The organism is Clostridium sp. UBA3061 (assembly GCF_002367465.1).
Classification (GTDB): Bacteria; Bacillota; Clostridia; order Clostridiales; family Clostridiaceae; genus Clostridium_J; species Clostridium_J sulfidigenes.
The window spans coordinates 593,173-607,810 of the sequence record NZ_DFCF01000002.1 but is presented as its reverse complement, the minus strand read 5'-3'; the positions used below and the strand labels follow the sequence as shown (position 1 = coordinate 607,810).

The window sequence follows — 14,638 nt, the reverse complement described above, 5'->3', positions numbered from 1 at the left end:
ATTTAATCTAGTTTATCTAATAATAAATCTTCAAATTATTATTGTTCTTTTTTCATTAAGGTTTCAATGATAAAGGAGGCAACATTATTTCCATGAGTTCCTCTACCAAAGCCTGCATCCATACCATGAGCTACAGCAATTTCATTAGTTACTTGAGTTCCTCCACAAGCTATTATGAATTTGTCTCTTACACCTTTTTCTATGCATAGATCATGAATCTTTTGCATGTTCTTAGTGTGTACATCATTGTGAGTGATAATAGTACTCATTATTATAGCTTGAGCCTTTGTTTCAATAGCTGCATCTATTAATTTTTCTACTGGACAAGAAGTTCCAAGATATACTACATCTATACCATATCTTTCAATACCACCATGCTTAATATCTATAATTTCTCTTAGTCCAACAGAGTGTTCATCTTCTCCAACAGTAGCAGCTACTACTCTAATAGGATTATTCTTAACGTAATCTCTCATTACATCATCTGGTAAAAGCTCTTGCTTTTCTGGAATCTTAAGTTCATCTTTTTTAATTGCAAAGCTTACTCTACCTTTGATTTCTACTAAAGTACCTTCTGCATCTTGCATAACCTGTTTATGAATAACTTCTACGTCAGTTAAATTCATTCTTCTTCCTATTTCAAGGGCTGCAGCCTCTGCTATATTTTCCTCTTCAGTTAGGAATAATGTTGTAGATACATAGCCATCATTCTTCCACTCTACTTCTGGAATTATAGTTCCTTCCTCTTTACTATTTTTAGCCATTCTTACATTAACATTATCTTCTTCATCAAGTTCATCTATATAAACTATTTTGCTATGATTACATAATGTACATTCATCTATTGCATCACATGGTTTGTTATATTCTTCTGGAATATTATTATATCCAAAGTGAGCACATACTGGAGCAAAGTATTCTTTATCTCTTGGAACTACTGTATCAACAGCAATACCTCCATCTATCTTTCTTGCAATACCATCACTATTTCTTTCTGGATATTCTCCTGAATCTACAAAGAATCCATCTTCTACAGCTTTGAAATATCCACCATTTTCAATCATTTCCTCTAGGAATAATACTGCTCTTTCCTTAAGTTCTCTAACCTTCTCTGGAAGATATCCATCCTTTTTAAGCTCTATCATATCCATTAAGCCATCCATACCAATTAAAGCTTGCTTAGCTGTATTTACAGCATGGATATTATTATAATGCCAAGGTACATTTCTTCCTTCATCAGGAGTGATTGTACTTTGAATATCTGCTGAAGTAAGTTCAGATATTAACAAGTTTAGTGAATGGGTTACTGTAGCTTCTCTAGTACAAGATGCCATGTATTTTGTGTTCATCTGTGCTCTCATTTTATAGTTTTTAAATAAGTCTCTAAGTGCTACAGCATAAGGTAAATCATATCTTAAACATGGAGCTGGTGGTGCTGTTGGTGGTACTGTAGATAGTGATATATTGCTTTGTTTCATACCAACCTTCTCAGAGAATTTTGAATTTATAGCATGTTGAACCATAAGTTCAGGCATTACCTTATAACCCTTCATTGCAGTTGCGTTTGCATTATGTGCTCCATCTATTTGTAAAATATCAGCCCATGCCATTATATGTTTTGCTACTGCTGCATCAACGAAGGATCTAACCATATTTATGTTTCTGTAAAGTACATTATATTGAGGATCCTGGTGAGCTCCATTTATTCCTTCCTCTGCAAACATTACAGCAATATCTGGACCTGCAACCCCTGATACATAGGAGTGGAAATTTATTGGTCTTCCTACTTCTTCCTCTATCATATCAAGAGCTTTTCTTGTAGCTCTAACTTCTTTTCTAGTTATTGGAACTCCTCCTGTTCCTTCTGGACTTCCTTCAATTAAACTATCATAGTGACTTTGTCCTGATGTTCTTATAACCATTATATGATCTGCACCATGCCAAGCTGCCATTCTCATTCTTCTAATATCATCTTCAAATCTTCCTGAAGCTATTTCCGAAGTTATTACAGCTTTTGGTTGAGGGTCTATATTAGCAAAGCTGGTTGCTGATGGAAGTGCTTTACTATTTTTTAGGGGTTTTGATATCTCCTTATATTCAAACTCTCCCATTGGCTCATTATATTCTTCTCTCCAATGCCAACCTCTTCTTTTAGGTTCATACTTATCTAAGTCCTTAAGTATTTCTGCTACATCTATTTTCTTATTTATATCTAGCATTATTTAACCCCCCCAAACAAATTAGTTACTTCATTCCAGCCTTTTCCTTCTCCAAGTTCTCTACCAGCTTCTAAATATGGCACACTCTTTAATTTTGCATATTTTAAAACTACATTTCCCATACCTTTTCCAAGAAGTCCTGCTTTTAAGCCTTCTTGAACTATAGCTTGAGATTCTATGCTTGAAAAGCCCATTCTAAGAAGTACTGACCTTTCTATAGAGGATGAGGTATTTCCATATGCTAAATCCACCATAGGATTTACTATTTCTTCTGTCAATTTCCAAAACCTTTCATATAATTCTTCATCACTTAAACTTTCTAAATGTTTTCTTCTTATTTCAAAATCGTCTTCTCTTTTCACTACTTCTCTCCCCCTAATGGTTTTTTTATTATTTCACACATTATTTATCTTTACCCTATTTACTTATTAACCCTATTTCACATTAACCCCAAATTCTTTAAGAATATCTATTACTGTTTCTTTTCTAAGTTTTGTTTCTTCACATAAGAAATCTAAATCTACCTGTCCAATTTCTTTTTCTTTTAAAAGCTTTACTGTGTTTTTAATTAATGATTTTCTATAATCGTCTAGCTCTTTATTATCTATTTGTAAATAAGATGGATCCTCTGGAAGTATAATATTTTCTCCTGGAACTTCATCCATTGGATTACCTCTAAGCACTTTAATTCCATTTTCCTTTGCAAAGGTTAATTGTGGAACTATATGCTTTCCAGCACCAGTATACTCGGTCTCCTGAACTACTAAAATTGCATCATCCTCCATCTCTTGAGCTATGACAAAGGCTGCTGCTAAAGAAGTATTTCCAGCTGGTCCTCTTTCAAGTCCTTCAAGCTGTGCTAAAAGCTCAGTCATGTAGAAAACTTCCCCTTGTGGCAAGGTTACATATCTATCTAAATATCTTAGAGGTCTTGCTGCACTTCTTGGTACGTCACTTCTATCTGGCCATACCATGAATGGAATACCAAATCCAGTGTGTCCAGTAGTGAAGGATTTTCTATTAAAGGCTTTATCACTTGCCATATGAAGACCTTGTAAATTTACAGAAGCTCCAATAACTTTTGTATTATTTGCTCCTGCCTTTATAAGTCCTCTTGCAGTACCAGTAACATTTCCACCACCTGCATGGGTAATTACTACTGCTTCTGGATCCTTTCCAAATCGTTCTCTACATTCTGTAGCTATCTCATAACCTAAAGTTTCAACTCCAGCTATTCCATAAGCAGAATATAAAGATGCATTATAAAAACCTGTTTCTTCTAAAGTCTCTAGATAGGTGTAGAATAATTCTGGTCCTACCGTTAATTGTAAAACTTCAGCCCCTAACCATTCACATTTTCTGCCCTTCTCAAGAATCTCTGGTTGTCCTACTTTTTTAGAGTCATAACATTCTTGAACTATGGTACATTTTAATCCCTTCATAGCTGCTTGGGATGCTACTGCTGCCCCATAGTTTCCAGAAGTAGCTGATGCTACACCCTTATACCCTCTTTCCTTAGCATCATACACAGATACAGATGCTCTTCTATCTTTAAAACTTCCAGATGGATTACAGCTTTCATCCTTAACAAATATCCTAGCTGCTTTTCCAGTCTTTGATACCTTTCTTGCCAAGGCAGTAATATTTCTTAATTCTAAGAGAGGTGTATTTCCAACTCCCACTTCTCGTTGAATTTTCATAATATCACTTAGGGAATATCCTATATCTCTCATCATTGCTTCATAATCAAAAGCTATACTTCCCTTTTCATATTTATCAAAATCCATTCCTACAGACTTAATCATAATTTGATTTTTTCTGCTCATAACCTCTTCATACTTATTCATATCAATCACCTACTTTCTGTATAACTATTTATTGAAAATCATTTCCTTAGCTTGCTTTCCAATATAGGCTATTTCACTTACATAGCTACCAAAATTATGAGAATATGAAGGTTCTACCACCTTAGCTATACCTCTCATAGTTCTTCCAATAGTTGTAGTGATTTCAACTTCATCACCCAGCTCACAATCTGAATTTACAAAACCCCTAACCCACATTTTAAGTGGAGTTTCCTTTGTATCGTCTGGAATCGCTGGTGATCTATCCTCACATTGTAATACCACTGTTTCTATTTCAATAAATGTGTCCTTCTTAATCAACACCTTCACCTCCGAAGTAAATTTCTATAATTAAATAAGTTTATCTATCTATGAAATTTCTAAAGTCTCCCATTATAGCCCTTGGTACTGGTAAATCTATCATAGTTTTTAATCCTGGATTTGCATTAATTACATGTGGAATCATATTAACGCACATAGCAATTGTTCCAAGTCCTCCATCAACCTCTGGCTTAATTGACATATTAACTTCTGGTGTACCTTTTATTGTGATATAATCTCCAGTAAATGTACCTTCCATTTCAGGTTCTATTTGTTGTGGATGAATCATATCTATTTTTACCTCTCCATCAACATATCCTTGACCTGTCATATTAACACCTGCAACATCTCCAGCAGCTGCAAATCCATAAGGTGACTTTCTATCTACAGTAGTTACTATTGGAGCCATTTGTTGTTCAAATTTATCAACTTTCCAGCCCATAGAATCAGCTATCATATTTACAGATTCTATAAATCCAACATGTCCAGCTAAACTTCCATCCTTAACTCCTGCATTAAAATCTTCAACCTTCATCCCAACTCCTTGTTCTTCCATAACAGCTGGTCCAAATGGTGATAAACTATTTACTCTCTTCGCTTCAACATGAGTTACTTCAGTCATACAACCTGTTAAACATACAACAAGTAAATCCATGATTAATCCTGGATTTATACCTGTTCCAAGAATTGTAACTCCATTTTCCTTTGCAATTCTATTTAACTCTGCAGCTAGTTCAGGATTTTTAGCTTGAGGATAAGACATTTCTTCTGCTGTAGAAATAACATTTATTTTCTTTTCAAGTACAGATTTCAACTTTGGAAAAGCATTTTTTGTGAAAGAATCTGTTGCACATAAACAAATATCACAGCATTTTTCTGTTAACACTTCATCTATGTTAGTTTTTATTATTACATCTTCCCTATCTCCTCTTTCTACTCCCAAAACTTGAAAAATACTTTTTCCGGCTCTAGCAGGATGCATATCACAAACCCCTATTATGTCTACACCTTTTTTAGTTAATAGCATTTTTGCCATTCCACTTCCCATAGCTCCAAAGCCCCAAATTGCTACCTTAACATTTTCCATTGTAAAATCCCCCTCGTGATTAAATTATTTTTATAAATTCTATATTTTACTAGAGCAATTCACATGCCAAAGAAAATACATTATTTAGATACTTTCATAACTTTAAATAGGTTAAATGTATATAATTTCATCACTTTTAAAAATTTACCGCAAAAAATTTTTCTACATTTACTTAGGTTCTATCCACTTAAAAAGCGTATGCAAAATTATTTGCATACGCTTTGCCGAATTTTAGGCATATATGTTTGTAAATCTTTTTAATATTTAATTAATTCTTTTTATTAACATATTCTTTATATTTTTCATATTATATCCTCATAAAAAATAGTTAACTAAAGTAATTTATACTTCTTAAGTTTGTATTGAAGATTTTGTCTTGATATTTTTAATTCCTCTGAAGTTTTTGTTATGTTTTTATTGTTCTTTTTGTAGCTTTTTTCTATTATATTTTTTTCAAGACTATCTATATATTCATTTAAAGGGATATCTCCTCTAAATCCCTCTTCTGAAGTTACTTCTACTACAGAATTAATCTTATTACCAAAGCACTCCTTTGTTAATATTTCTCCATCTTCAACCATGTTCATAGCACTTTCTATATTATTCTTAAGTTCTCTTACGTTTCCAGGCCAACTATAGTTTAAAAATCCCTCCATAACATCTTCACTAATTCCTTTTACATTTCTATATAGAATACCATTATAATAGTTTATAAAAAAATCACATAACTGGCTTATATCTTCTTTACGTTCTCTAAGTGGTGGTATCATTACTTTAATTACACTCAATCTATAATAAAAATCTTTTCTAAGCTTTCCTTCTCTTATAAGTTTGTCTGCTTCCTCATTTATTGTTGCTATAATCCTTACATCTACATCAATAATCTTATTACTTCCTAGTGGTCTTATATATCCATCTTGGAGCACTCTTAATAATTTTGATTGTAAATATGGATCCATAGAATTTATTTCATCAAGTAGAATAGTTCCTCTATGAGCTTCTTCGAAAAGCCCTTTTTTATTTTCTGCTCCTGTAAAACTACCTTTAACCGTTCCAAAGAGCATTCCCTCTAACAGTGCACTTGGTATTGCTGCACAGTTAATAGCTATAAAGGGCTTGTCTCTTCTTATTCCTTCATAATGTATACCTTGTGCAAATAGTTCCTTACCGCATCCAGTTTCTCCATATATGAGTACTGAAGAATTAGATATACTAGCTCTTTTACTTTTTAAAATTTCTTCATTTAATACCTTACTACTTCCTATAATATCATTAAAGGTATAATAATTTTTCTTTGATTTACTTTTATTTTCTAACTGACATATAGTTTCATTTAATTTCTTTATTTGTGTCATATCTCTAGCTATCTCAATTACTGCTTCAACTTTTCCGTCTACCATTACTGGAATAGTAGAGTTTACACTGGTTATTATCTTACCTGCTCCATTACTATAGTTTTGTAAAGTATCTCTATAGGTGTGTCCACTTTTTAAACTTCCTAATATAGTTGAGTGTTCTATATCCCTAAGATACTCTTGAATTTCCTTTCCCATTACATCTTCACTTTTCATGCCTTCTATGTTTTCCATGGCATGATTATAATAGATGGTCTTTCCTTTACTATCAACTATGTGAATTCCTTCTTTTAAGTTACTAATTAGACTTTCTAATAATATATTTACATTATCCATAAAATCCCCCTTAGCTATCTCTTTAATTGACCCTAAACTTGAAAACAATATCATATTGAAAGTTGCCCTTGATTATTGTAACCTTATAATATTTGCCTATATAATAAATTTAACACAATATTGTAATATAATAAATTTATTATTCTAACAATTATACATTATCTTGTTTTTTGTTCTATAATATCTTTGATGAATGCTAATAATAAGATATTGTTAATATAACAAAGGAGTACCATTATGATTACTGATAATATAGTAAACTTGGCTGCAGAGGCCGGAAAAATAATGCTTGAAAATGGTGGTGAAACCTACAGAGTTGAACAAACAATAAATATGATATGTAAGTCTTATGGCATAGATAATGCGGAAAGCTTTGTATCTCCTACAGCAATAATCACCTCTACTATGGATGAAAACGGTAGGAATAGTACCATAATTAAGAGAATTACTTCTAGAGCCACAGATTTAGAAAAAGTAGCTTTAATTAATAACTTATCTCGACAAATACAAAGTCATCCTTTAACTTTAGATGAACTTAGAAAAGAATTGAAATATATACGCAGCTTTCCCAAATATTCTAACAGCATAAAAACTTTTTTTGCTGGAGTAACTACTGGTACATTTACCTTACTTTTTGGTGGTAGCTTTAGTGACTTCATTATAGCCTTTGGTGTAGGAATTTTAATTAATTTATTATCTTCTATGTTATCTCGTTTAAGCGTTAATGAATTTTTCATTAATGTGGCAGGTGGTGCGTTAGCCGCTATAATTGGACTTTTCTTCTCTTACATAAATCCCATATTTCATAAAGATGAAATAATTATTGGTTCAATTATGTTACTTGTTCCAGGCTTAGTTATAACTAACGCTATTCGTGATACCATAGCTGGAGATTTACTTTCAGGCCTTTCAAGAACTCTGGAAGCTATTATGATAGCTGGAGCCATTGCTATTGGAGCTGCTTTTAGTTTCAAAATATGGATGTCTATTATAGGAGGGATGTAAAATGTTTTTGCAAGTTATATATGCATTTATTGTTTCCTTAGGTTTTGGAGTTCTCTTTAATGTAAGGGATAAAAACTTGTTCTTTGCAGCCCTTGGAGGTGCCGTTGGATGGTTTTTTTATAGCCTTACTATGAACTTATCTGACTCTAGCATCTTAGCTATGCTTATAGCATCTATAAGCATCAGTATCTATGCTGAAATCTTCTCTAGAGTTTTAAAAAATCCTGTAACATTATTTTTAGTTTGCTCTCTTATTCCCTTAGTTCCTGGAAGTGGAATGTATTATACAGTTTTTGAAGCAGTTGAAGGTAATGTATTTGGTTCCTTAAATAATGGAATCGAAACTCTTTCTTTAGCAGGAGTTATAGCTGTTGGAATTATTTTAGTATCTACCTTGAGTAGATTGATGCAAAAATTAAAAATCAGAAGAAATCAACGTAAACTAGGAAATGTTGAGGAATAACAAAAGAGAAAAAACACATATAAACTGATGTGGTTTTTCTCTTTTATTACTCATACTTAATTCTTACTATTTTTTCTAATTACTTCATAAGTCTTCATTGTTCCATAGATTACAAAAGGCATCAGTACGATAGTTAAAATTATCTTATGTTTGTTAATGTCATGAGTCCTTTCATAACCATCTGAAACTATTTGTATTGAATCACAGTGAATATCCATATCACCACCATGTTCTTTGCAGGCTCTATTGAAAACCCCAGTAATTCTTACTGAATCTCCAATCTTATGATAATTTCCATAAGATTTAATCATTTCCCCATCTGTAGTTTTTAAATAAATACCTATGGCAGAGGTTCCATCATTTATATTAACAAATGAATATTTGCCCCTTTCTAAAAGTTCACCAATAGCCTCACCTTGAATATTTATAATTTTAGAGTCATATTCCCAACCGTTATCAATAAGCTCACTTACAGAAGTTATAGCCTCACTAGCTAATACTGGAAATGAAGAAAAAATCGCTGTAATAATTACAATTAACATTATTTTTTGTATCTTACACATAACTTTTTAATTCCTCCTATAAAATACCCTATTAATGCAAATACTGAAATAAACTCTAATCTCCCTAGATACATAATAATGATATAACAAATCTTTAGTGGTATAGGCATGGTTATAGAAGTTACACCTATAGATAATCCAACATTTCCAGATATAGAAGCTGCCTCAAAAGCTGATTCTACAAGTGAGTAGCCATAATATGTTCCAAGTAACGTTGCAAAAATAAACATAGCAATATAACAAAGTATTATAAGCATTGATGATTTTACTAAATCATTATCTAAAATTATATCCTTAATGTGATGAACTTTTGTAGTTAAAATCTTTCTATCAGAACTAAGAACTCTTTTTATATCTGCAATTATTCCCTTAAAGATAATCCCCATCCTTAGTCCCTTAAATCCACCGGCTGTTGAACATGCACTTCCTCCAATAAGCATTGCAATTGTCATAATAAAAATTGCAAAATCTCCCCATTCGAATAATAGTTGCCTAGCATAAAGGTTGCCAAATCCAGTGGTGGTATGTGCAGATAAGAGCTGATAAGCACCCTTTCTAAATAGGGAAACTGCATCTGTGTATACTCCTGTCTTTGATAAGAACATAACTAATAATCCTGCAAGAATAAAAGAAGTTATAAAAAAGCTTTGTGTTTCAACATTTTTGAAAATTTCCTTTCTCTTCCCCCTTATAACTGCAAAATGAAGACCAAAATTTAATGAACCAATGATGAACAATACCATTGTAATTAATTCATATGAAAAACTATGATAATACAATATATTTTGAGACATTGGAGCAAATCCACCTGTACTCCAACTTGACGCAAATATAAATAGTCCATGCATAAATGAATTAGATGGTGATAACCCTATGAATAAACCATTAATTGTAAGTGCCACTGTACCAATTACTAAATATATTATACTAATTTTCCAAATGGCCTTGGTAGTTCCTTTAATATTAGGTAAAAGCCCAATATCTTTTCCTTCACCTACATACATCTTATATCCACCAGAAAAATTTTTAATTAGTATTGATAAAGCTAATACAACCATGCCCTGCCCACCTACAAATGTTAGTATATGTCTCCACATATTAAGTCCAAGGGACATATGATCTAGATCCTGCATAAGAAATACTCCAGTTGTAGTAAATCCACTCATCACATCGAAACAAGCATCTATATAAGATTTTGCATGTCCACTAAAAACATAGGGAAGGGCACATAAAAGCATTAGAATCAGCCATGAATATGATGCAATTATAAGACCGTGTTTCCATTCAATTTTGTTATTTTCTTTTTCGTCTTTTCCCGAAAAAATCAGTGAAAAGGCTATAGATAATCCAATAAATAGAGCAAGAATAAAATCTACAAGCGAACTCCACTCCTTATAAAAAACAGTTACGAAGATAGGTATAATCATTAATGAAATTGTTCCCAATATAATTATTCCAACATAATAATTTATGACTTTAAAGTCCTTTAAATATTTTTCACTCATTTAATCACCCTAAAAAACTCAAAATAAAAATTACTATTATATACATAGCTACAACTAGGATTTCAAATAATATTCCCTTAAAATAATCCGAATTTCTTACCATTACTACCATCTCCATAAATAGATTTTCTTAATTTATGAGATACACTGGTATTTGTTATCAATACAACAGTGTCCTCAAGTAAGATCTTTGTATGTCCCCTAGGATAGATAATCTCGTTGTTTCTTAAAATAGAAACTATTATACTATCATTTGGTAAAATTAAGCTTTTAATCTCCATATCTCTCCAGTGGGAATTTTTATCTATATAAGCTTCAATTATTACCATTTCTCCTCTATCTAAAGTTTTTACAATTTTAAAATTATCCTCTACAAGTTCATTTTCAATTAAAGTTGAAATAACTTCTGTACTACAAACAGTAGATGTTATACCTAATTTACTAAATAACTGTCTATTTTTAGGATTATTAATTCTTGCAATAGCACTTTTAATAGAGAAATTACGCTTGCTCATTTGGCAGATAATTAAATTTTCCTCATCTTTACCTGTAACTGCTGCAACAATAGTATTTGTTCCTTCTATAGCCTCTGATAATTCTTCTAAATTTGAACCATCACCACATATTACTTCAATATCTAGTTCATTAGATATTTTCTTACATATATCATAATTCTTTTCTATCAAAGTTATTAAACACCCAATGTTTAAGAGGTTTTTTATTAAGTAATACCCAACTTTACCTCCACCAATTACAACTGCTCGCATTTTATATCCTCCTTAATATTTCTAACAGCTAGTTTTATCGGATTAATTGTTCTAATGCCTAAGGAATTATAAATGTGGCCCCTATCATCATTAAATACTCTTCCAATTACAGTTGGAACCTTATAAATATTCTGTGCTATTTCACATGCAACAATATTTATATTATCGTTTTGAGTCAAAGCAAGTAGCACATCAGCTTCCTCAATACCTGCTTCTTCTAGTAAGTCAATATCAATTTCAACCCCATTTAATATCCTTCCATTAAACCCTGAACCTAGTTTATTCGTTTTCTCCTCATCCCTATCTATTACACATATATCATGGGATGTTTCAGCTAAATCTGCAGCTAATTTGCTTCCCATCTTGCCACATCCAATAATAATAATATACATATTTAAATTGCTCCTTTTTCTAAAAATTTATATAAAGTTTCTTTAGCATAACAATTAAAATCTATTACATCAAAAACTCCAATTGAAGCGAAAACACCTTTATTGTTTGAATTGTTAATTAATGTAATAACCTTTTTAGTTTCATAAAAAGTTTTACAAACCTTTGAAATATAGAAATTAAACTGATCTTTAGGTGTGATAATCACCACCACATCTGCTCTTTTTAATAAGTAATTATTAAAGATATCGGAAGACGCGGGTGAAAGTTCTTGTGGTGAAATTACATTTGAGAAATCTAAGCTCAAACCTTCTAAACTTTCCTTATATCGATTAATAAATTTACTTTCACTTATAACAACAACAAACAAATTAAATTACCTCCTTACCTAATGGCTCAAAGAAATCTTCAAGATATAAATTTTTATTACCGTTGTTAGATATCTTTTCTAATGCTCTAAAATTATAAACAACTTGTACATTATCTAAAAATTTCAAATTATCTTCAATCATTAAATTTAAATAATCATCTTCTGTTATTATAAAAACATGTGATAACATTGCTTTCGATGACTTATCCAGTATCTGTTTCATATCAGTTATATTGACTTGATAATAATAAAGAAATTTATTCTTTATTTTAATTTCTTCTGGTGATTTATCATCAATCAAAAATACAATTTTTTCTTTACAAATAAGTGATTTAATTAAGTTGATACTTGAGTTATTGTAACCTATAATTAAGTTATACATAATACTACCTTCCTACGTAATTTTTACTACCTACTAATTCTAATCTTATTAGATATAAATATCAAAGTAAGCTAAAAGTACTATTAACAATTATCCATACTTCAGAAATTGGAGTTTTTAAATTAGCTTAATTAATCTTAGCTTTGCTATATTTTACTTTGCTTTACTATAAGAATTAACTTAAGGAGGAAAAACTATGGTTAAAACCTTAAATGGAAAACTATCACTTATTTATATTGTTATAATCCTAGCAATGTCATTGCTAGGATTAGTTTCAGTTAGAAATTTAATTACAATTTCAAATGATATAGATGGACTTTTAACTAACAATTATAAAAGTATTCAATCTGTTGAAAATATGAAAGATGCACTTTATAATCAACAACAGAGCTTATTTCTTTACATATCTGGCGATAAAAAAGAAGGCCTCGCTGAATATTCTAAAAATAACTCTTTATTTTTAGATAACTTTTACTTTGAAAAAAATAATATAACTGAAGATGGAGAAATGGAATATGTAAATAGTCTTGATACTTACTATCTTGAATATAGCCAGAATTTTTTTACCTTATCTGAAATCATTCAAAATAATGGTAAAGTATCAGGGTATAATTTTTTCTTCAATGAAATTAAAATTAATTATGATACAATTGTAAAGACTCTAGATAATATAAGTAGTCTAAATGAAACTATGATGATTAATTCAAAAACTAGAGTTGAAAATAAAACTAAAATTATAATAAATGCAACAATACTTTTTACTTTAGCTTCAATATTAATTTCATTTTTCTTATCAAGACATCTTCTTAAAAAGATATTATACCCATTAAATAATATCATTGATGCTATTAAAGATATAAAAACTAACTCTGCATATAAAGAATTGGAAATAACAACAAAAGATGAACTAGGAGAATTAGCAAATCAATTTAACTTAATGGCAAAAAGAATTGAAAGTTTTGAAAAAAGCACACTAGGTCAAATATTAAAAGAAAGAAATAATTCAAACTCCATATTAAGAAGCATAGATTCTCCAATGGTAGTTATTGATAAAGATTATAAAGTTACCATGGTTAACGAAAATTTTATTGATGCCTTTGATATTAGCGATGAAAAACCAGAAGGACGATATTTAACTCATTTGGTTAATGATAGAAGTTTTTTTTCAGTTATCTATGATATAACATTAAATAACTGTCAATGGGATTTTTTGAATATTATCACTCTAAAAAACAAAAATGGAGATATACTCTATTACAATATATCAATTAAAGAAATTAAAGAGGAAGATCTTCAAGTTGGCTATGTAATTTTATTAAAGGATGTAACACACTTAAAAGAAATAGAGCAAACTAGTAAGGATTTCTTTGCAACAATTTCACACGAATTTAAAACTCCATTAACTTCAATTATGATTGGTACAGGTCTACTAGAAAGTAGTAAATTAGGAGATTTAAGTTACGAACAAAGAAAAATATTAACCACTATTAAGGAAGATGGCGAAAGATTAAACTTACTTGTTTCAAATATGCTTTTATTATCGAAACTGGAATCTTCAACTGAGATTTATAATAAAGAGTATAATTCCATTGAGGATTTGATAAAAGCCTCAGTCTCTAGTAACAAAGGTATCGCAAATTATAGTGGAATTATTCTTGAATACAATGTAGATATAAATGTAAAACCGTTATCCTGTGACGGTGAAAAATTAGTATGGGTACTTAATAATTTAATAATAAATGCCATTAGACACTGCAAGGATGGCGATTTAATTTCTATACGAGGGTTCTTAAAAGATAATAAATTAAATATAACTGTAACTGATACTGGTGTTGGAATTTTAAAGGATAATACTACAAAAATATTTGATAAATATACTCAATTAACTAATAAAGACATTAAAAATAATTCTGGTCTTGGTCTCTGGATATGTAAAGACATAATAGCTGCTCACAATGGTGAAATAACATGTGAAAGTGATTTAGGTGAAGGGGCAACATTTACAATTATTATTCCATATAATTAGGAGGT

15 protein-coding genes are annotated in these 14,638 nt (G+C 30.6%); 3 read left to right on the top strand and 12 right to left on the bottom strand.

The annotated features are described in order from the left end of the window. Window positions 1-38: 38 nt before the first annotated feature. The 6 genes from oraE to B2P65_RS02935 form a co-directional block, all read right to left on the bottom strand. On the bottom strand, window positions 39-2,219 hold the full coding sequence (oraE, locus tag B2P65_RS02960; protein WP_346877805.1) for a D-ornithine 4,5-aminomutase subunit OraE: 2,181 nt from the start codon (window positions 2,217-2,219) through the stop codon (window positions 39-41). Further along, a complete protein-coding gene (locus tag B2P65_RS02955; RefSeq protein ID WP_346848674.1) occupies window positions 2,219-2,581 on the bottom strand; it encodes an ornithine aminomutase subunit alpha in 363 nt (120 codons plus the stop codon). Before B2P65_RS02955 ends, oraE begins: the two co-directional genes overlap by 1 nt. A 72-nt stretch (window positions 2,582-2,653) precedes the next feature. Beyond that, complete coding sequence (ortB, locus tag B2P65_RS02950) at window positions 2,654-4,066, bottom strand: 2-amino-4-oxopentanoate thiolase subunit OrtB (protein WP_346848673.1); 1,413 nt, start codon at window positions 4,064-4,066, stop codon at window positions 2,654-2,656. 24 nt (window positions 4,067-4,090) lie between these two features. Continuing rightward, window positions 4,091-4,387, bottom strand: a complete 297-nt coding sequence (gene ortA / locus B2P65_RS02945; protein WP_346848672.1) for a 2-amino-4-oxopentanoate thiolase subunit OrtA — start codon at window positions 4,385-4,387, stop codon at window positions 4,091-4,093. Window positions 4,388-4,424: 37 nt separating this feature from the next. Beyond that, on the bottom strand, window positions 4,425-5,471 hold the full coding sequence (ord, locus tag B2P65_RS02940) for a 2,4-diaminopentanoate dehydrogenase (protein ID WP_346848671.1): 1,047 nt from the start codon (window positions 5,469-5,471) through the stop codon (window positions 4,425-4,427). A 332-nt stretch (window positions 5,472-5,803) separates the two neighbouring features. Then, window positions 5,804-7,162: a sigma-54 interaction domain-containing protein gene (locus tag B2P65_RS02935; RefSeq protein ID WP_346848670.1), complete on the bottom strand. Its 1,359-nt coding sequence runs from the start codon at window positions 7,160-7,162 to the stop codon at window positions 5,804-5,806. A gap of 237 nt (window positions 7,163-7,399) precedes the next feature. On the opposite strand from B2P65_RS02935, the gene B2P65_RS02930 reads away from it, so the two are divergent. Then, window positions 7,400-8,167, top strand: a complete 768-nt coding sequence (locus B2P65_RS02930) for a threonine/serine exporter family protein (protein WP_035134500.1) — start codon at window positions 7,400-7,402, stop codon at window positions 8,165-8,167. Window position 8,168: 1 nt separating this feature from the next. Next, on the top strand, window positions 8,169-8,630 hold the full coding sequence (locus B2P65_RS02925) for a threonine/serine exporter family protein (protein WP_346848669.1): 462 nt from the start codon (window positions 8,169-8,171) through the stop codon (window positions 8,628-8,630). Window positions 8,631-8,686: 56 nt separating this feature from the next. On the opposite strand, the gene B2P65_RS02920 is transcribed toward B2P65_RS02925, so the two are convergent. From B2P65_RS02920 to B2P65_RS02895, 6 genes are all read right to left on the bottom strand, one after another. Further along, window positions 8,687-9,193: a hypothetical protein gene (locus tag B2P65_RS02920; RefSeq protein ID WP_346879554.1), complete on the bottom strand. Its 507-nt coding sequence runs from the start codon at window positions 9,191-9,193 to the stop codon at window positions 8,687-8,689. Further along, entirely contained in the window at window positions 9,172-10,698 is a 1,527-nt protein-coding gene (locus tag B2P65_RS02915) for a TrkH family potassium uptake protein (protein ID WP_346879553.1), read from the bottom strand. Before B2P65_RS02915 ends, B2P65_RS02920 begins: the two co-directional genes overlap by 22 nt. A gap of 77 nt (window positions 10,699-10,775) precedes the next feature. Then, window positions 10,776-11,465, bottom strand: coding sequence for a TrkA family potassium uptake protein (locus B2P65_RS02910; RefSeq protein ID WP_346848666.1), 690 nt, complete (start codon window positions 11,463-11,465; stop codon window positions 10,776-10,778). Continuing rightward, window positions 11,450-11,857, bottom strand: coding sequence for an NAD-binding protein (locus B2P65_RS02905; protein ID WP_051824143.1), 408 nt, complete (start codon window positions 11,855-11,857; stop codon window positions 11,450-11,452). The genes B2P65_RS02910 and B2P65_RS02905 overlap by 16 nt, the downstream gene beginning before the upstream one ends. A gap of 2 nt (window positions 11,858-11,859) precedes the next feature. Further along, entirely contained in the window at window positions 11,860-12,225 is a 366-nt protein-coding gene (locus B2P65_RS02900) for an NAD-binding protein (protein ID WP_346879552.1), read from the bottom strand. A 1-nt stretch (window position 12,226) separates the two neighbouring features. Then, window positions 12,227-12,607 carry a hypothetical protein gene (locus B2P65_RS02895; RefSeq protein WP_346879551.1) on the bottom strand — a complete coding sequence of 127 codons (381 nt, stop codon included), beginning with the start codon at window positions 12,605-12,607 and terminating at the stop codon, window positions 12,227-12,229. A gap of 196 nt (window positions 12,608-12,803) precedes the next feature. On the opposite strand from B2P65_RS02895, the gene B2P65_RS02890 reads away from it, so the two are divergent. Then, the gene (locus tag B2P65_RS02890; protein ID WP_346848663.1) at window positions 12,804-14,633 is read left to right on the top strand and encodes a sensor histidine kinase; all 1,830 of its coding nucleotides are present in this window, start codon (window positions 12,804-12,806) and stop codon (window positions 14,631-14,633) included. The last annotated feature ends 5 nt before the right edge of the window (window positions 14,634-14,638 follow it).